Consider the following 18,679-nt stretch of genomic DNA (forward strand, 5'->3'; position numbering starts at 1 on the left):
CGAATCTCAGTCAAAAGCGCTAAATCTTACACACCGACCGACAATCTGATGATGACGTCAGATTGTCGGGACCCGCTATCGTCTCAAGGATATTGACCATGACTGTTGCGTCCCGCCCCGTTATGCAGATGTTCGAGCAAATATTTGGCGAAGCACAAATCGCCGACAACGCCGGGCTGGGGAAACTGAAATCCTATCTGGAACAGGACGGTTCGATTTTTCCGCTGGTGGAAAAGGGCGTTCAGGGCCTGGTCAGTGAGCAACAACTCAGTGTGGACGAGGCTCGACAATTCATTCGGCGGGCCAACAGTCTGGCCACCTATATCCGGCGCGAGTTTATCGAACACACTTTAAAAGGCGATGAAATCAGGGAGGCCGATCAATCGAGCGGGTTGCTGTCGATGGTTGAAGGTCCGAAATACGAGATCCTCTTTTCCACCCGATTCGATAGCATGTGTCCCCCCGAGGCGTTGGAATCATGCCTCTCCCCCGTGGCATACCTGATCGATCTGTTGCGCTGGATTCTCCTGCGTATCGAGCCTTTTGGAGACGCTACGCTAAAGCTCCCGCTGCATGACAGACGTACCGACTTGAAGTTGCTGTCCGTTGACTGGCCAGCGGTGCATCAGGCGGTGTCGTCGGTCGACATCATCATCGCGGTGCTGGAGAAATTCATCACGGCATATCAGTCGGATTCGATTGAAGATGCGTTGATCAACGCGCGCTACCCCAACGGCCTGCCTTACTATCAGGACTGGGTCACCATTGACGGCGTGGCGCGCTCCAAAGGGCTTTCGGTGGGGGATTTCAACCGCAGCATCGATCTGTCCTATCCTTATTTTCTACCCTCTTTTGACAGTGTTTCGCGTAACACCCGGGCTTTGGCGCATGCCTCGCGGCTAGGCCCGTACCAGCGGAATCTGCTGACTGAACCTATGTACGATATTTTGGATGCCGGGGAGTTTTATCGGGACAATTTCGATGTTTACGAGCCTGTCTGGGGGAACCTCAACCAGGTCAGATATTTTGGTGAAGCAACCCAACTCGGGACAGTGGCGATCGAGCGGTTGTTATCGGTGGGTGAATTTGCACCGGTTCGTTCGGCGAATATTGAGTATGCCGACGAAACGGATAAGTCTGCAGAAAGTGCACGTTCCGGTTCCGTTTATATCAACGCCAATGTGCACCCCGGTATCGGAATCAGTTACTCAGCGCAGGAATTCTTGAGCAAGCTGACAATTGATCCCGCAACCCAGGTAGGCCTGACTGCAATCGACCGGATGAACCGCAAATTGCGCCTGGACAGCTGGCTGGAGTTGCCAAGCGAAGAGGTGGATGCGCTGTTGACTGCGGCAATCAGAGCTGAAGCCCGCGGCAAGACGAAGGCGCCGACATGGGAGATATCTGACGACGTCGTGCATGCCTTGGGGTTGTTCCAGCATTTGCGCGAACGCTATCGCTGCACGGCGGCGGATTTCGCTGTCATCATTGATCAGTTTTCGATTTATGGTCGTGGCGAAACCCTTTCGCAATTCGATCAGATCTTCAATGGTCAGGGGGCATATCGCGAACCCTTGAAGCTTGGTGATGGACTGTTCCCGGTAACGCCAGTACCCGGTGAGGCCGACCTGACGATCAGCCAGCTGTGCAATGGCCTGGGAATCGATCTGCAGACCTATCATTATCTGGCGCTGGCGGTTGCCGGCGCTTACAAGCGAGAAACTTTACAACTCACCCCGGCGATCGTTTCCAGTTTATGTCGCCTGGTCATACTGCCGCGGCTGTTCAACATGACACCGGTCGAAGGTGTATTGATGCTGACGTTGCTGGGCGGGCAGCAATGGCTTGATGGCCTGGCGGGCGAGCCGTTGATCAACGCCTCGGCGAGCAGCACACCGGATGTGCTGAGTCTGGTCGAAGCCATGGATACCTGTGTGCAGTGGTGCGAGCACAGTAATCTGTCGGTGCTGTGGATGTTGCAACACGTTGCCGTACCGCAGCGTGTCAGCGTAGCGAGCGAGTCCGACCTGCAATTTTTCGATCAGGTCACTAACCTGCTGCCTGCTGCGCGGTTATCCAACAATGCCTTTTTGACCGCAGGCGTTCCTTCTGTTGGCGCGTTCGACTGGTTGGATTTCCTGTCGACCAGCCGGGGCGGGGGAGCTCTGGTCGATCATTACGGACTGGTGTTGCCCTACGCCGGAACGCTAGAGGAATACGAGGCTGTCGCGCGCACGAAACTGCTGTGGGTTGTGGAAAATGCTGTTGGTGGGCTCGATGAGTCTTTGCATGGCGTTATCGTTGACACAATGCTCACAGTGCTTTTGCAGACCCGGGATGCTCAGATAGCGCTAGTGAAGGAGACGATGGCCGTCTATGCCGCAATCCCGGCGGAGCACGTCATACCGATATTGGGCTGGGCGAATTCGACCACTCACTTCTTGCTGGATCAGGTGGTTGCGCATACTGCGCAAGAACGACGTGACGCGGGCGGTCCATTGTTTGATTTGCTGGCCGAGGTGCGGCGGCGCAGTGAAGTGGCCATGACACTGAACCTCAGTGTCGAGTTATTGCAGGGCTACCTGGATTACGGCCACAAGGTCTGGTTTGGCAAGGCTCCGAACGCCGAGCCTGAACTCTCGGTGCGCACTCTGTACTACTTGAGCACGCTGACACGCGCCTTCGATCTTGGCCGGCAACCGCCACATAAGCTGCTGGATTACCTGCGTGAGGTCAATGCCCTGCCAGAGGTCACAGGCAATGCATTGCGGCTGGCGCAACAGGCCTCAGCCATCAGGCTGGCCGAGTTTTTCGGCTGGAGCGCGCAGGAGGTGCGCGACTGTCTGGCACACATCGACCCGTCTGCAAGTCTGGTGCTCGGAAGTCTCGTCGAACTCGATCTGTTGATGCGTGTACGCGTGCTGTCAAGCGAAACCGGCATGGACGCATCGACAATTTTCCAGATCGGCAATCTGCCTGAGACGGTGGACAAGGAGGCCTACGCCAAGGGCGCCGAGCTTGCCTTGCTGAACGAGTCCCGGCGGCAGGTACCGCTGGTGCATGCGCCGGGCGACCTCAAGGCATTGGTCAAAACCAGGTATGAAATCCTCGATAGCAACTATCTGATCGCTAACAAACCTGATGAAAAAGCTACCTACAGAGTGACCGTTACAGATGCAGCAAACGTTCCGCTTTCGGGTGTCAACGTTTACTGGCACACCGCGCTAGGGACCATGAGCAACAAAGCGACCGATATAAACGGCCAGGTCGAGGTTGAATACTGGCCTGGCAAGGTCATGGGAACAGACCAGGTTCTGTACCGGCTGGACTTGTTCGATCCCGAGCCTGTCGACCCCATTGTTATCAACTTCGATGGAAGCAGCATGGGCTTTCCAAGTGACTTCAAATCCCCGATACCGCTGGAGATCGTTCCCCGCGGGCAGGAAGTCGAGCTTTACGCAACGGCGGAAGACAGATACGCCAACCTCGGGAAAGACGTGCTTGTGAAGTGGTTCGTGCAAAGCGTGCCGGCATCGCGGATCAATGAAGCGATCATCCGACCGGCGGATGGATTCACCAATCAGGAAGGGGTGACACGTGTGGTCGTTTCCAGCCGCACCGGCGGGACATTCGTATTCAGCGTGCGTACCGATGGTGGCGAAGTAGAAACCTATTTCGAACCCATCACCTTTGCCGGCGATGAGGCCGAGCAATGAGCGGTTTGGCCTGACGGCCATTTGACTCAGCATCTTGTCCCGGGAGCACGCATCATGGATTTGAATACCACTGCTGGTTTGCTGGAAAAACGTCGTTCGGCTTTGCTCGATTACTGCGTTGGAAAGATCAACCGGGAAAAGTATCCGTTCCTCAAGAGCCCGGAAGATCTCTTCGAATTGCTGCGCATGGATCCGCTGGACAGTTATGCCAGGCAAAGCTCATGGGTCGCTGAAGCGATCAGTTGCGTGCAGCAGTATATAAATGCGGTGCATCGCAAACTGGAACCGGGCTTCACCGATTACCAGGTGCCTGCAGAACATCTGGCGCAGTGGGACCTCTACAGCAACTATTCCGATTGGGCAGCCGTTCAACTCATCAGCCTCTATCCGGAAAACTATATCAACCCGTTTGTTCGCCTGCGCAAGACCAGCCTGTTCAAGAGCCTTGAAAACGACCTCAACCAGACGCGTCTGAGCGTTGATTCGGTTCAGGCAGCGATGCGCGGATATTTGCAAACGTTCGAGCAGACTTGCGATCTGGATGTCCTCAGTTGCTACATGGACGGAGATAGACCTGAACGTGCCGATTACTACTTCATTGGGCGCCAGCGTGTGCAACCGTGCCAGTACTTCTGGCGCAGGGCGCAGATCGAACTGACGTCGACCTGCACGGCGGTCAACCCGGCGGCGTGGAGCGAATGGCAAGCCGTGGACGTTCAACCAGCCAATCGGGTCGTGGACATACGCCCGGTATTCTGGAATGGCCGTTTGTGTCTGGTCTGGGCGGAATGGCGCGACCCGGTTGCCGGTAAAAACGAAGGCGAGTCCATCGACGGCAAACTGGATATCAACCTGGCGTTCATGACGCAGAACGGGCAATGGTCGGCACCGCTGATCGTCCACAGTCGCGCCTATCCGAGGACGAAGGATGCCGGGTTTTCCTTGACCGCGATGGTGGTGACGGTGCGCACCGATTCTGTGGAGCCCAAAGGGACGCTGGGCATTTTGTTCGAAGGTTTATATGGCGCTCAGGAAGTGTCAGCGCGAACGGTTCACGACGTACTGATGCGCCCCGTTACGTATGACGATGGCGCGTGGCTGGACATGGCATGGGAAAAACGCTTCAAGACCCCCGAGACCGTTCAGCATCCGCTGCCCAGCCAGGTTGAGATCGTCAGCCGGCTCGAAACAGGCGGCACGATGGTCCCCTATCTGGGGTTGCGAGTCACGGCACGTCGTGAAGGTGAACAGGATGTTCTGGTGGTGCAGGGATTTTGCACGCCAACGGGCGAATCGGGTAGCACTAAGGTGCTCGTCAAATTAGCGTTGTTGAACAGAACCAATGATGACCCGACAGACGTTTCGGCGACTCTTCCGATCACAGGCAACTGGTACATGAACGCTGATGGGGAGTTCATTCGAGCGAAAGGTACCTGGCCGAAGGAAACCACCTTCTCTCTTGATGCTGGTACGCACGGAGTCAAGCATTTCACGCTTGATGTCATCAACCTGCTGGATTTCGACCCGCCAACCCTGGTGAAGAACACCGTCGATGCCGCTCAGTTTCTTTCCTTCAACCAGGATTCGCTAACGCTGCGTTATACCCGTCTGAATTCGCTGTTTGGCCCGGAACTGGTCTGGCGGGCCAATATCTCAGTCGACGCCGTGCTGCACTGGGACACGCAGTTCATGAAGGAGCCGCCGCCGACAGGCTGTGAATTCGTCGAACCGAACGGTGCTTTTGATGGTGCCAACGGGCTGTTTTTCTGGGAGTTGTTTGTTCATTTGGTGCACCTTGTGGCGGTACGCCTGCGCGATGAGGAGCGTTATCTCGAGGCGCAACAGTGGCTGCATTACATTTTTGACCCGCAAGCCATCAAAGACGACGCCTCGCTGCCTCCAAAACCGAGCTACTGGCGCAGCCGACCGCTGGCGATGAATCAAGGTAATCCCGGCTGTGAAGCGCTGGCTCCAGCCGACCCGGATGCAATCGGTTATTCCAAGCCTGTGCATTTCAAAATACTGATATTCACCGAGTACGTTGAAAACCTGATGGCGTGGGGCGACTGGTATTACCGCCAGCTGACGCGAGACAGCCTGGTGGCGGCCAAACTATGTTATGTGCAGGCCGGCTTTCTGATGGGCAAGGCTCCCACTGCTCGCGCGGTGAGCAATTGGCAAACCGATACGGTCGGCAACCTGCTGTTGCAAAGTTGCACGCGTCCGGCTCTGGAAGCATTCGAAAAGACACTCGATTTCACTCTGGCGGATGTCCCGCCCGGTTCCGATACGGCGCCCATGCTCGGGCTCTTGGCTTGCAAGCCTTTCAAGACTCCCATCAATCAATCGCTGCTTGATCTGTTTGCCGCGCCGCAGCAGCGCATTCATAACCTGCGTAACAACCTCACGCTGGACGGCAAGCCTCTGGACATTCCCTTGTTCAGCCCACCGACGGATCCGAACCAATTGCTGCGCGATCTCGCGGCGGGCGGTGTCGCCGGTCCGCGGCCTTTGGGGGGGCGGTTGGTGGTCAACGCGTTTCGTTGGCGCGTGACATTCGAGGTCGCCTTGCGGGCCGTACAAGCGCTGCAGGATTACGGCAATCAGGTGCTCAATCTGCTTGAGCGTCGCGACCGTGCCGAGCAGGAAGAACTGCAACAGAACCATCTGGTGGAACTGGGCAGCTACGCACAAACAGTACAAGAGCAATCCATTGCCCAACTGGAGGCGAGCGTAACGGCGCTCGAGCAGAGTCGGGCAGTGGCACAGCAGCGCGCTGATGCGTATGCACGGCGTTATGACGAAAACATATCGGCCGTTGAATATGAGGTCATGGCTAGCCTGGACAAGTCAAAGGTGTTTGCGCTGACCGCAAAGGTCGTCAAGCCGGTAGGGGCCGTTCTGGCTTCGTTTCCAAACGTTTTTGGCTTGGCCAACGGCGGCCACCGTGTTGAAAAAGTCACCGATGCCGTGTGTTTCGGTTTAGAGATTGCCTCGTCACTGTTGCAAATTGATGCCGATAAGCAGTCCACCACCGAAGGCTACCGTCGCCGCCGCAATGAATGGGGGCTGCAACGCGATCAGGCATTGGCGGAGGTCGGTGCGATCAATGCACAAATCGAGGCGCAACGGCATGCGGTGACCGCTGCCCGCTCCAGCCTGGCACAAACGCTGCGGGCCAATGGCCAGGCATTGGCGGTGTACGACTATCTGCAAAAGCGTGCGACCAATGCTGAACTGTATGGCTGGATGATCGGCCAGCTCAAAGCGCTGCATTATCAGGCCTACGATGCGGTGCTCAGTTTGTGCCTGAGTGCCCAAGCGTCGTTGAATGCCGAAACCGGCGATTACGACACACAGTGGCCGTTGCTGCAGTTCTGGCTGGATCAGCGTCATGGGTTGACGGCCGGCGAGCATTTGCGTGCCCACCTCCTGCGTATGGAAAGAGAGTATCTGCAACGCAACGAGCGACGGCTCGAAATCGTCAAGACCGTTTCGTTACGACAATTGTTCGATGACGCAATAGACCCTCAGCCAGGTATAGATAGCTGGGCGGATGCGTTGACGGAACTGCAAACCCATGGCTCGCTGGAATTCAGATTCACGCAGTTGGGGTTCGACCGCGATCATCCTGGACATTACTGCCGACAGATCAGTGCGGTGGAAGTTGATCTGCCGGTTCTCACCGGGCCTCATGAGGATGTGCGCGCCACGCTGGTTCAGCTCGGCAGCATGACGGCCACCAAGGCAACGCCGCAATCGGTCAAGTATTTGCATGACGTCGAGGGCGGTGTGGCACCGATCGATGTGCAATTCAACCTGCGCAGCGGTCAACAGATCGCCATTTCCAAAGGCATTGCCGACAAGGGGTTGACGGCAATGAAACCTGATGAGGGCTTGCTCTATCCGTTCGAAAATACCGGAGCGATCTCCAGTTGGAGATTGAGTTTTCCCTGGTCTGCGCAAGATTCGCAGGCGGCAGTGCTGCGTTCTCTGACGGAGATCGTGATACGCATCCACTACATGGCCAGGGCAGGTGATGCTGCTTTCGGGCGGCACGTGGAAGACATGGTCACCACGGCTAAAACAGCGGGTGCAAAGCGTCGACGCCAAGGAGCGAGCCGCCATGAGTGAAACGGAGATTTACGCCAACGAAAGTCTGATTCGCAACGGTGAGTTTCTTCAAGGGCTGACTCATTGGAATACCACGGGGTCGGCTGCTAAAGAGGCAGAGTTATGGAACGGGTTCCTGACGCCCTTCCTGGCCATCAAGAATGGTGGTCGGGCGAGTCAGGCCTTGCAGGTACCGCAGAACCCCGGTGATGACGCGCGCTATACGTTGAGCTTTTGCTGCGAAACGAGACACGAAGAATCGGGTTGGATGTTCATCTACAAGGGTGAGGAAAAATTGCATGAGATCGAACTCAAACCGCACAGCCCGCTTGGTCACGCACAACACCAAGCCCATCGCGAAGCCGGGCAACCGCTGGCTCTGGACCTCAAGGAATACGTTTTACCCCTGGGAGAAGCGTTCGCTCGCGACGACACGCTGCGTATCGAGATCCACAGCCCGTTGAATAACGAAAATGACCGTTACTCGAAAATCTGCATTACCTATCTGGACATCCAGTTGCAACTGGACGAATTGAAGCTGCAAGCGGTGCATGTGGATCGAGAACGCCTGACGCCAGGGCAAAAAATTTATTTGTGCGTAGGGGCTTCGTTGGGCGGTGAACAGAACCCGTCGCCGATGGTCACGCCTCACCAGTTGTCGTTTGAACTCGAACCGGGCAGTTCATGGGCAGGCACCAAGGCTGCCTTGATCAGCGCTGACAACCCGCAGGAGGCGGTCGTCATAGAGCCCGACTGGGGCGTCGATCAACTTTTAACGTCAGCGTGGTCGATCGATGTTCCGATGATCAATGAACCACTGCCCTACGAATTTTCACTGAGTTTGCAAAACCAGTACCGCGCCGAAGCCTATCCGATCTGCATATCACTGGGGCATCACCGTCTGGCCTTCAGAGACCGACTCGAAGCGGCGTATTACCCGGTACTGGAATATGGCCAGAAAGTGCAACTGGGTGTGCAAGTTATATCCTTTTACACGTCCCAACCCATAGAAGGCTGCACGGTGAACTGGTCGGTGGCGGGGGGCAGCGTGAAAGCTGCATCCAATACCGATGCACGGGGCTGGGCTTACTACGACTTCGAACCGAAGGTAGCGGGAGAGGCTGTTATTCAAGCCGCGGTCGAGAGCCTTTATTACGCCAGTGGAATATGGGCTGAAAATTTCCATGTGCCGGTATTGGCCCAGGACCCGTGGGCAGACCTGCGGGCTGTAGTCGAAGGTGTTGAAACTGACTGGGACGCGCAAGGTTATCCGAATCGTGGGAGTAACCATGACCTGCAGGTGCGCCTGCCGCTACCGCTCGGCAGTCCATTGCTGGGAGCCGGGTTTTCTTTGTACTGGAGCGGCGAAAGCCCTGAGCAACTGGGTGTCGACGTCAGCCCTGCGCTTGAAACGCCGGTAGAAGGCACCGGAGACGATATGGTCTGGATCCTGAGCAGTGAGGATAAGCGCGACGGCTCCTTCAAACTGACGCTGGTCTGTTCGAAACTGTTATTGCCGTCGCTGCCCAAACCGATGTCACTGGCGCGTAATCGGGTCAAGGTGGGCGAGGTGCGCGAGGCCAACAGATTCCCGATCGTGGACGAGGCCGAAAGTGTGTTGCTGCGCTTGCAGGCTGTACACGACACGATTAGCGGTGACGGTGATCCAGTCATTGGCGCGTTGGTCGAATGGATTGTTCCCGATGGTGAACCGGTCAGCGATGTGACCGGAGCCGGTGGCTGGGCGAGTCTGCTGTATACGCCAAAAAACGCCGGCGAACTGACCGTCAAAGCTGTTCTCAGGGCGCATGAAGAGGCGGTACCGACCGGGCAAGACTTCAGCGTCAAGGCCATCGCCACGAGCCCGTGGAAAAGCCAGGCCAGAATCTGGCTCGACGATATCGATGTTCAAGGCAATCCGCTGGGTGTGCTTTGTTTACGTGGCAAGATCCACACACTGAAAGTCGTACCCATTGCCGGCAGTGAATGGTTGGGACGGAACATCAGCCTGCACTGGCGCGGTGACAGAGATCCAGGCATCGGCTTGAAACCCGCAGACCTGACAATCCCCAAACCGTTGATTGCGGGTGGGGTGCAGTGGGAACTGGTTTCCGACGAGACTGACAGCCACAGCAGTTTGTTTGAGCTTGAACTGCGCCTTGCAGACCTGCCCAGCGTACGCGAATTGTCGGGGCGGCTGCTCGCTGAGGATCTGCAGAAGGAAGTCGCTCTGATGCTCGATCAGGTGCAGTCTTCGCTAGATGAACGCAGTTTTTATCCCTGCCTCAAGGCTATTCACCGCTTCAAGGTTTTACCCCATGCGCTGAGTCCGTTGATCGGGCTCGATGCGTCATTGATCTGGACGGGCACACCTGCAGATGCGTTAGGAGCACATGTTGAGCCACCCCTGGATGAGCCACAGACGTTGAGCGACGGCGGTGCGACCTGGGTACTGAACTTTGAAGGGAGCGAGGAGCCGGACGAATTTGCCCTGACGCTTGCCTTGCCGCAACTGCAATTCGAAGCGGTTGCCAAGCCGATGGTACTTGACCACAACAAACTCAGAATCGAGGCGTGGCGTGAGTCGGCGGTGGATCCGGTCATGAACCAGGATGCGGCGTGGATGTGGGTACAGGTTTACTCGTACCACACAGAAAAGCCTGTGGATCAGGCACCCGTGAGCTGGATCATCGATGCGGAACCGCGAGAAATCCGTACGACAGTGGATGGCTGGAGCGGTTTCGAATTCAAACCGCAGAAAGCCGGCAAGCAGGCGGTGATCGCGACCGTACTCAGTCGCTTTGACGACTTTGAAGAGCGTCGTCCGATGACGGTCAATTCGTTGCCAAGCAACCCCTGGGATGAGTTGATGGTGGGTTTCGACACTCGTGACCCGGAGGACTATCAGCCGGTGGGTACGCAAACGTTCTTCCCCAGGCACCATCTCCAGCATGTGTTGAACGTCATCGCGCCGAGCGACAGTGCCTTGGTGGGCAAGGAGATGACGTTGGGAATGACCGGCACTGGACCGGCGGCACTGGGCTTGCAGTTTGAGGAACCAAGGCTGGGGGATCCCCGATTTTTTTCAGAGCTCGGACAGACTTATGCGTTCAAGGCGATTGGCGCCATGGATGGAAGTTTTGGCTTGCGCTTTGCGTCCACTCGGCTGGCCCGTTTGTCTCCGATCATTGCAATGTCGCTGGGGCCGGGTGAACGCGTATTGAAAATCGCTGAGCGTCAGCGCGTCAACCAGACATTGCTCTGGGGGGAAGAGCTGTCGGAGCAGATCAAAGTGGTCTCGGTGATCAGCGGCAGGCCGATGGCGGGGATGGTAGTTGTCTGGCGCAGTGCGGATCTTGGCGAGGTGGCGACGACCACCAACTTCTACGGCGAAGCGCGGATCCGCTTTGTGCCCAAGACTCACGGAGCGGCGCAACTGACCGCGACGGTGGGGGGCGCGCAGTATTCGGAATCGGTTTCGTTGTCGTATTTCCTGCATGAGCCTCGACAGATCAAGGAACTGTTCAGCGATGATTTGACCGGTTATCCGGGGCAAGAAATTTCAGCTCAGGCTTTGGTGGTTTCAGCCAATACAGGGGAGCCTTTGGCCAATGTTGAAGTGATGTGGGAGTACGACAACAAATCTTTACCGGCAACACTGACGGATACCGATGGCATGGCAACGGTGCGCTTTGTCTTGGGCTCTGCAGGTGAGGCAGCATTGTGGGCGTCGGTAAAGGGCGGCTTGGCTGGCTGGGATGTGGAAACGCTGCGGTTGACTGTCACGGAACGTTCTGCAGTTGTGAAGTCCGTCATCGCTGCGCCGAATCCGGCTTTCGTGAACGACTGGGTAACCATGACTGCGTTGATCGTAGACAAGGCTTCTGGAGAACCGATGCCGAAAAGGACAATTCTTGTCTCCATTAACGGCAGGCTATTCATTGATTCCAGTACAAATGGCAACGGTGAATACGCAACCTCTTGGAGGGTGATGGATCTGTCGGAAACCGTTTCCCTTGACGTCAAAGTCGAGAATCCTGACGGTACCTCGAGCAACGGATCTGTGCACGTGCGGATCGAGAGATGATCAAAGCGCCGCACTTCTCTTCCAACTGAGATACCGCGTCACCAGTTCGGCCCCCAACTCGGCAGGCCGAACATCCACCACCGGAACCCCATGAGCGCTCAACCGCTCATGGAGTTCTGCCCGTTCATTCATGTAGTTCACCGTGCCGCAGTAAGCCAACGCCTCGGGCAATATTTGCACCTTGGTCTGACGTAACGTATCCAGCATTTCTTCGCGCAGACTGGCGACCAGCACCCGATGTTGTGCGCTCAGGCGCTTGACCGCGCTCAGCAACTCCTCATCGTCCTCATCGCGCAGGTTGGTTACCAGCACCACCAATGCCCGGCGCTTCTGGCGACTCAGCAGTTGATTGGCGGCGGCCTGATAATCGGCAGGACGTTGCGTGCTGTCGAGGTCATAAACCGTGTTGAGCAGCACATTCAACTGTCCGCTGCCTTTTACCGGCGCGAGATGGCGTGGGTGTTCGCTAGCGAAGGTACTCAAACCCACCGCATCGCCCTGACGCAAGGCTACATAACTGAGCAACAGGCAGGCATTGAGCGCATGGTCGAAGTGCGACAGTTCATCGTCCTGGCTGCGCATGCGTCGGCCGCAGTCGAGCAGGAAGATGATTTGCTGGTCGCGCTCGTCCTGATACTCACGGGCAATCGGCGTGCGTTGGCGCGCGGTGGCTTTCCAGTCGATCTGATGCAGGCTGTCGCCTTCACGGAATTCGCGCAGTTGGTGAAATTCCAAGCCCTGACCGCGGCGTTGCCGTTGGCGTACACCGAGCTGGCTGAGCCAGTTGTCCACGGCCAGCAGTTCACCGCCGTAGAGCCGGGCGAAGTCTGGGTAGACGCGGGTCTGGTCGCTGACATCGAGCAGGCGCTTGCCTGTCCATAATCCCAAAGGACTCGGCAGATTGATTTCGCAGTGTTCAAAAATGAAATGCCCGCGCTTCAACGGACGCAGGCGATAGCCGATCTGGCTGGACTGACCGGGTTGCAGCTCGATGGCCAGCGGCAAATTGTCGAAGCTCAGGCCATCCGGGACATGGTCGAAGAGGTGAATGCTCAGCGGCGCGCCGAAGTCATGTTCAACCTTGAGCGGTACTTCGGCCCAGCGCCCGAGGGCGTGACTCCCCGGCATCTGCCTGCTGATCCGTACCTGCGGCAGGCGCTTGAGGCGCAGCGCATCCAGCAGCGCCAGAGCCAACAGCGCCAGCAGCAGGCCCCAGTTGATCGATATCAGGCTGGCCGGGATTGTCAATTCCAGAGCCTGCAAAGTGCCCAGCGCGATGCCAATGACCAGCAGCGCTGCGACCCAGCCCAGCAACAGTCGTGAGGGTTTCACAGACGCGGCGCCGGTACTTGATCGAGCAATTGCGTCAGCACCTGATCGACCTGCAGGCCTTCGATATCCAGCTCCGGCGCAAGGCGCACGCGATGGCGCAGCACCGCCAGGGCACAACCTTTGATGTCGTCGGGAATCACAAACTCACCACCGCGCAATAACGCGCGGGCGCGGGCGCAACGTACCAGCGCAATCGACGCGCGCGGTCCGGCACCGAGGGTCAATCCCGGCCAGGTGCGCGTGCTGCGCGCCAGGCGCACGGCGTAATCGAGGACCTGATCGTCCATCGGCAAATCACTGGCAATGCGCTGCAAGGCTTGCACATCCTTGGCCTGCAACAGGGTGCGCAGCGGTTGCACGTCGAGCATGTCGGCGCGGGTCGAGCGGCTGACCTGACGCACCATGTCCAGCTCCTGATCGGCGTCGGGATAGTCCATGCGCACCTTGAGCATAAAGCGGTCCAATTCGGCTTCCGGCAGGGGATAGGTGCCTTCCTGCTCGATCGGGTTTTGCGTGGCCAGCACCATGAACGGTTGCGCGATCGGCAGGGCGCGGCCTTCGAGGGTGACCTGACGCTCCTGCATCGCTTCGAGCAACGCCGCCTGGGTTTTCGCCGGGGCACGGTTGATCTCGTCGGCCAGCAACAGGTTGGTAAACAGCGGGCCTTTGCGCAGCTTGAATTGCTCGGTTTGCAGGTCGTACACCGCGTGGCCGGTAACGTCGCTGGGCATCAGGTCGGGGGTGAACTGAATCCGCGCGAATTCGCCGCCGAAGCAGCGGGCGAGGGCGCGCACCAACAATGTTTTACCCAGCCCCGGCACGCCTTCGAGCAATACATGGCCGCCGGCGATCAGTGCGGTCAGCACATCATCGATCACCGCATGCTGACCGATCAGTGCTTTGCGCAATTCGCCGCGCACCGCTTGTGCCAACTGGCTGGCACGCTGGCGTTGCTGCGCGGCGTGGCTGGCGCTGCCGGGCTCGATCTGTTCAGTCATAGCGTGTTCCTCAAGGTTTGCAGGTGGGCGACCTGGCGGCAGAAGTCAGCGCTGGACAGCCGCCGGTTCGACACCGGGCTCAGGGCCTGGCTGATGGCGCGGGTGGGTTGCCGGGTCAGGCGCGACAACGCCAGCCATTGTTCGGCAACGTTCAATTGGTCGAAGCCGGGATGACGGCGGCGCGCGCGGCGCAGCACGTCTTGTTGCAAGGCTTGCAGCAGCGCTTGCTGGCCGTTATGGCGCAGCAGGAAATCGGTACTGGCCCGCAGATGTTCCTGCAACTGTCGACGCCCGCTCGAGGCGGGCGCCTGAACCGGGCCATGACGCATGCCGACATGCCATAACCACAGGCCGATCAAGGCGAGCAGGGCGACGAGTGCTTGCGGGAAGTAGCGCCGAAGCAAGGTCAGCAAGCCGTCGTGTTCGCTGTTGTAGATCAGCGTGACGTCGGTGTCGGCGCTCAGATACCACAGCAGCCAGGCGTTGTCGTACTCGGCGATCGCAGCGGTTTTCCACAGCTCGGCGTCGGTCACCACCGTGATCGAGCCGAGTCCGTGAGGCAGTTGCATCATGTGCGTAGCCTTGGCGCTGTTGGCCCAGGCCTGGGCGAGATTTTTCGGATCGTCGAGGTGGAAGTCGGTATCGAAGCCGGCGTAGGCCGGTGCGTCTTCGTCTTCAAGATAGAGTTTGGTCAGCTTTGGAAAAGGCTCGGGTTCTGCGTCTGCGGGGACGTCTTTCAGATCCTTGCTCAGGGATTGATGCAGTTGCACCCGATCGAGCAGCAGGTCGTTGCTCTGTTTGCTCTGCTCGTCCCACAGCGATTCGGCGACGAATATCAGTCGCCCGCCGGCACGGGTCCAGTTCAATACCTGATCGACCTGACGTGGCGTCATTCGCGAGCGATCTTTGAACAACAGCAGCGTATGCTGGTGCGGGTCGATGTCTGGAAGTACCGCGAGGCTTTCGGCATGGCTGATGTTGAGGCCACGTTCACGCAAAAACAGTTCGGCCGCGAGATACGGATTGGCCTGGGCGGCGGGCGAGGGGCCGTGATCGATTTGTTCCTGATACGGCGTGGCCTTCATAAACAGAAAAACGCCCAGCGCGCCGAGCAACGCGACCAGCAATGCGCCGATCCACGCCGATGTGCGGCGACTCAACGGGCCGTCTCCTTGCCGAACAGAACGCGCCAGCCATCGCACAATTCCTGCCGCGCAGACGCTGTCGGTACTCGATGCCCGTAAGCCATGTTCTGCCAGTGAGCAGTCAGGCTGCGGCTGAAGGCGAGCAGTTGCGGACGCTGCAATTGCTCGACCCGCGCCAGCACCTGATTTTCGGTGTCGGCGGCTTTCAGTTGCAGATCAAAGTCGTGCAGCAAATGACTGAGCAAGCCGCGATAAAGCAGGCTCAACGCCGCGCGCGGTTGGCTGTGCCAGAGTTGTTCGGCGCTGGCGGCGATATCGTCGGGCAGACTGTCGCGGTGCACATCCAGACCGAAGGCCTGCTGCGGTACTGCGCGTTTGGGTTTTACCGGCAGCTTCGGGCGACGGCTGACGAAGGCTTTTACAAAGTCGCGATAACGCCAGACCAGCCAGCCGATCACGGCAATCACCGCAGTCCACAACAACACCTCAATGAGTTTTGCCAAACCATTAAGGTGCTGCCCGTCGAGCCAGCCCAGCAGGGTTTTCAGCCACTGCGGTGCCTCGCCAGATTCAGAGCCCTTGGCCGGCGCCGCCGGGTCGTCGCCGAAGCGATAGCGGGTGACGGATTCCTTGTGCTTGAACGGTGGCTGCTCGAGCAATGCCTTGATACTTTCTCGGGATGCCTGACTGGTCAGCGGCTGATTCAGCAGGCGTGGAGCCTGCGGACCGTCATCGGCAGCGGCAGCCCAGACTGTCGGCACATTCGGCAACACCAGACACACCGCCAGCAGCAGCCCCGACACCGAATGGTTCAGCCGCTGGCGCAGGCGGCGGAATACCAGTTCGATATCCCATGCCTCCAGTTGCGTGCGCCGGTTCAGGTACAGGCTGAAGCCGCACGCGACATACACCGGCCCCCAAACCACCAATACCAGCGCATAGAAGGCATTGGTCAGGTGTTCCAGCCAACGCCACTGATGATCCGTCGCGAGGATCAGTGACTGCCAGTCCCAATCGGTTTCGATCTGCTGCGGCAACAACAGGTAGAACAGCACCATCAGACCGATCCACAGCGCGGTTTCCAGGTGCACGCCAATGATCGTCAGCCACTGCGCGGCGCCGGCGTTGCGTTGCAACAGCACTTGCAAGCGCTGCTGACGGACGTGGCCATCAAGACCTTCGAGTTGCACTACCGGCAGCAGGAAGCTGCGGCTCAGGCTCAGTCGGCGCCAGGTCAGGCTGGCAAGCAGTTGCGGTTTGAGCAGCCGCGGCCATTCACGCAAGGCCTGGCGCAGCGTCGGCGTTTCGCCGAACAACGCCTTGGAAAGGATGTACAACGGCAATCTTTCGTAGGCCGGCTTCAGCCACCAGAAGATGAACACTGCCAGCGAGGGCGAATCCCACAGCAACAGGCTGAGCAGAGCGAACAGGGGCAGGGTGACAATCGCCCAACTGGTTATCAACAGACGCCGATGCTGCTGACTCATGAGCACGCCCAGGTCCATGGCTTCCCAGGTCGTGCGCGGGCGAATTTCCACCGTGGCGTCACTCAGGCGCATGGCGCGTCCTTCCGGCAAACAACAGGTAGACCGCAACCAACAGCCACAGACCGGCGCCGACCAGATATTTGGTCAACGGCGTGACGCTGGTTTTCGACGACCAATAGGCTTCGATGAAGGCCGCGATCAACAGGAACAGCATCACCCCGCAGACCAGCAACACGCTTTTGCGCGCCGCACATTGCAGCGCTTCGCCGCGACTCACGCGCCCAGGGGCGATCAAGGCCCAGCCGAGTTGCAGGCCCGCCGCGCCAGCCAGGGCAATGGCGGTGAGTTCGAAGGCACCGTGGGCGATAACGAACGACCAGAAGGTCTGGCCGTAACCGATGTCGCTCAGGTGCCCGGCCACCGCCCCGATGACCATGCCGTTATAGAAGAGGAAAAACGCACTGCCCACGCCGAGCAACAGCCCGCTGGCGAAAGTCTGAAAGGCAATGCCGATGTTGTGCATCACGTAATAACCGAACATCACCCAGTCTTCGCTGGCCGCGCGTTCCACGGGGCGGCCGAGGTGACCGGCGACCGGATCGTACATGCCTTGCATTTCGCGCACCTGATCGGCGGGGATCAGGTTGTAGATCAACTCCGGAAACGCATAAACCAGCACACCGACGCCGATCAGACTGCCGAAAAACAGCAGGCCGGCGGCCAGCACGAAGCGCCATTCGGCACGCACCAGTCGCGGGAAGTCCGCCAGGACAAAGCTCAGCAGGTTGGCGCCGAGGTGGCTGCGATGACGGTAGAGCTGTTGATGCCCGCGCAGCACTTGCTGCCGCAACGAGTCAATGAGAAAGCTGCTGTAGCCGCGCTCTTGCGCCAGCGCCAGATGCTGGCAAAGCCTGCGGTAGGCTTTGGGGAAATCGGCCACTTGCGTGGTGTCCTTGCCGTGCTCGAGGCGTTCGAGGGCCAGGGCGAAACGCTCCCATTCGACCTTGTGGCGGCTTTCGAAAAGGCTTTGTTTCATGTCGGGCCCAACAAGCCGCGGGCGATGCCGTTGAGTTCGGCAACGGCTTTGGGGGCGGAAATATGCAGCGGCTGGGCCAATAGCGCCGCGAGTTCATTGATGCGCGCCGGCGACAGTTCGTTCTGGCGCTCGGCAAAGGACAGCACTGCGCGTTGTTCCTTGAGGGTCAGCGTGACCGGCGTGCGCCGCGGTTCGGCGTCAGGCAGTTGCGGCCGGGTCAGCGGGCGCTCGCTGTAGACCACCAGCGTGCCAGCAGCGATATCACCCAGGCGTTTGAACGTCGGGTGATGCAGGCAGCTCAACGAGCCAAGGAAATAGCCGAACGGCAACAGGTCGACAAAGCGCAGCAGATTGCGCAGCAGCGAGGCCGACCAGCCCACCGGCGTGCCGTCGTCGTGCACCACACGCAAGCCCATCCACTGTTTGCCGGGAGAGCGACCCTGGCGCAGCACTTCGAACAGCACCATGTACCACCAACTGATCACAAACAGCAGCAGCGAACCGAGGCCCATGCCGAGCTTGCCGAGAAATGCCAGAACCGTGAACAGCACGCCCATGATTACCCCGCGCAACGCCAGATCAATGGCGAAGGCCACCGCGCGTACCGGCAACCCGGCGGGGCGCAAGGGCAGGTCGATGCCTTCCGGTGTTTCGACCTGATGCCGCGTATCCAGCGGTGGGGCCAGCGGTGCTTTCCTTGGCGGTGCTGTGGGCTCGAGCATGGGCTACCTGATGTTCGCCGGTTCGGAGGCAAGTGCGGTCGAT

At 58.6% G+C, this 18,679-nt stretch carries 9 protein-coding genes; 3 read left to right on the top strand and 6 right to left on the bottom strand.

Features of this window, described 5'->3' with window-relative positions; genetic code table 11:
• Positions 1 to 98 precede the first annotated feature (98 nt).
• The 3 genes from J3P93_RS06425 to J3P93_RS06435 are packed head-to-tail and all read left to right on the top strand — an operon-like array spanning position 99 to position 11,916.
• Complete coding sequence (locus J3P93_RS06425; RefSeq protein WP_434595948.1) at positions 99 to 3,716, top strand: Tc toxin subunit A; 3,618 nt, start codon at positions 99 to 101, stop codon at positions 3,714 to 3,716.
• Between the two features lie 54 nt (positions 3,717 to 3,770).
• On the top strand, positions 3,771 to 7,850 hold the full coding sequence (locus tag J3P93_RS06430; protein WP_434595950.1) for a neuraminidase-like domain-containing protein: 4,080 nt from the start codon (positions 3,771 to 3,773) through the stop codon (positions 7,848 to 7,850).
• Positions 7,843 to 11,916, top strand: a complete 4,074-nt coding sequence (locus J3P93_RS06435) for an Ig-like domain-containing protein (RefSeq protein ID WP_434595952.1) — start codon at positions 7,843 to 7,845, stop codon at positions 11,914 to 11,916. The genes J3P93_RS06430 and J3P93_RS06435 overlap by 8 nt, the downstream gene beginning before the upstream one ends.
• On the opposite strand, the gene J3P93_RS06440 is transcribed toward J3P93_RS06435, so the two are convergent.
• From J3P93_RS06440 to J3P93_RS06465, 6 genes are read right to left on the bottom strand one after another with little or no spacing between them, the layout of a single operon-like run.
• On the bottom strand, positions 11,917 to 13,248 hold the full coding sequence (locus tag J3P93_RS06440; protein ID WP_434595954.1) for a DUF58 domain-containing protein: 1,332 nt from the start codon (positions 13,246 to 13,248) through the stop codon (positions 11,917 to 11,919).
• Positions 13,245 to 14,246: an AAA family ATPase gene (locus J3P93_RS06445; protein WP_434595956.1), complete on the bottom strand. Its 1,002-nt coding sequence runs from the start codon at positions 14,244 to 14,246 to the stop codon at positions 13,245 to 13,247. The genes J3P93_RS06440 and J3P93_RS06445 overlap by 4 nt, the downstream gene beginning before the upstream one ends.
• On the bottom strand, positions 14,243 to 15,406 hold the full coding sequence (locus J3P93_RS06450) for a DUF4350 domain-containing protein (RefSeq protein WP_434595958.1): 1,164 nt from the start codon (positions 15,404 to 15,406) through the stop codon (positions 14,243 to 14,245). The genes J3P93_RS06445 and J3P93_RS06450 overlap by 4 nt, the downstream gene beginning before the upstream one ends.
• Positions 15,403 to 16,950 (bottom strand): DUF4129 domain-containing protein, encoded by a 1,548-nt coding sequence (locus tag J3P93_RS06455; protein WP_434595960.1) that lies wholly within the window; start codon positions 16,948 to 16,950, stop codon positions 15,403 to 15,405. The genes J3P93_RS06450 and J3P93_RS06455 overlap by 4 nt, the downstream gene beginning before the upstream one ends.
• Entirely contained in the window at positions 16,937 to 17,914 is a 978-nt protein-coding gene (locus tag J3P93_RS06460) for a stage II sporulation protein M (RefSeq protein WP_434595962.1), read from the bottom strand. Before J3P93_RS06460 ends, J3P93_RS06455 begins: the two co-directional genes overlap by 14 nt.
• On the bottom strand, positions 17,911 to 18,636 hold the full coding sequence (locus J3P93_RS06465; RefSeq protein WP_434595963.1) for an RDD family protein: 726 nt from the start codon (positions 18,634 to 18,636) through the stop codon (positions 17,911 to 17,913). The genes J3P93_RS06460 and J3P93_RS06465 overlap by 4 nt, the downstream gene beginning before the upstream one ends.
• Positions 18,637 to 18,679 lie beyond the last annotated feature (43 nt).

The sequence above is a fragment of the Pseudomonas sp. R3-57 genome, assembly GCF_051132065.1.
Lineage (GTDB): Bacteria > Pseudomonadota > Gammaproteobacteria > Pseudomonadales > Pseudomonadaceae > Aquipseudomonas.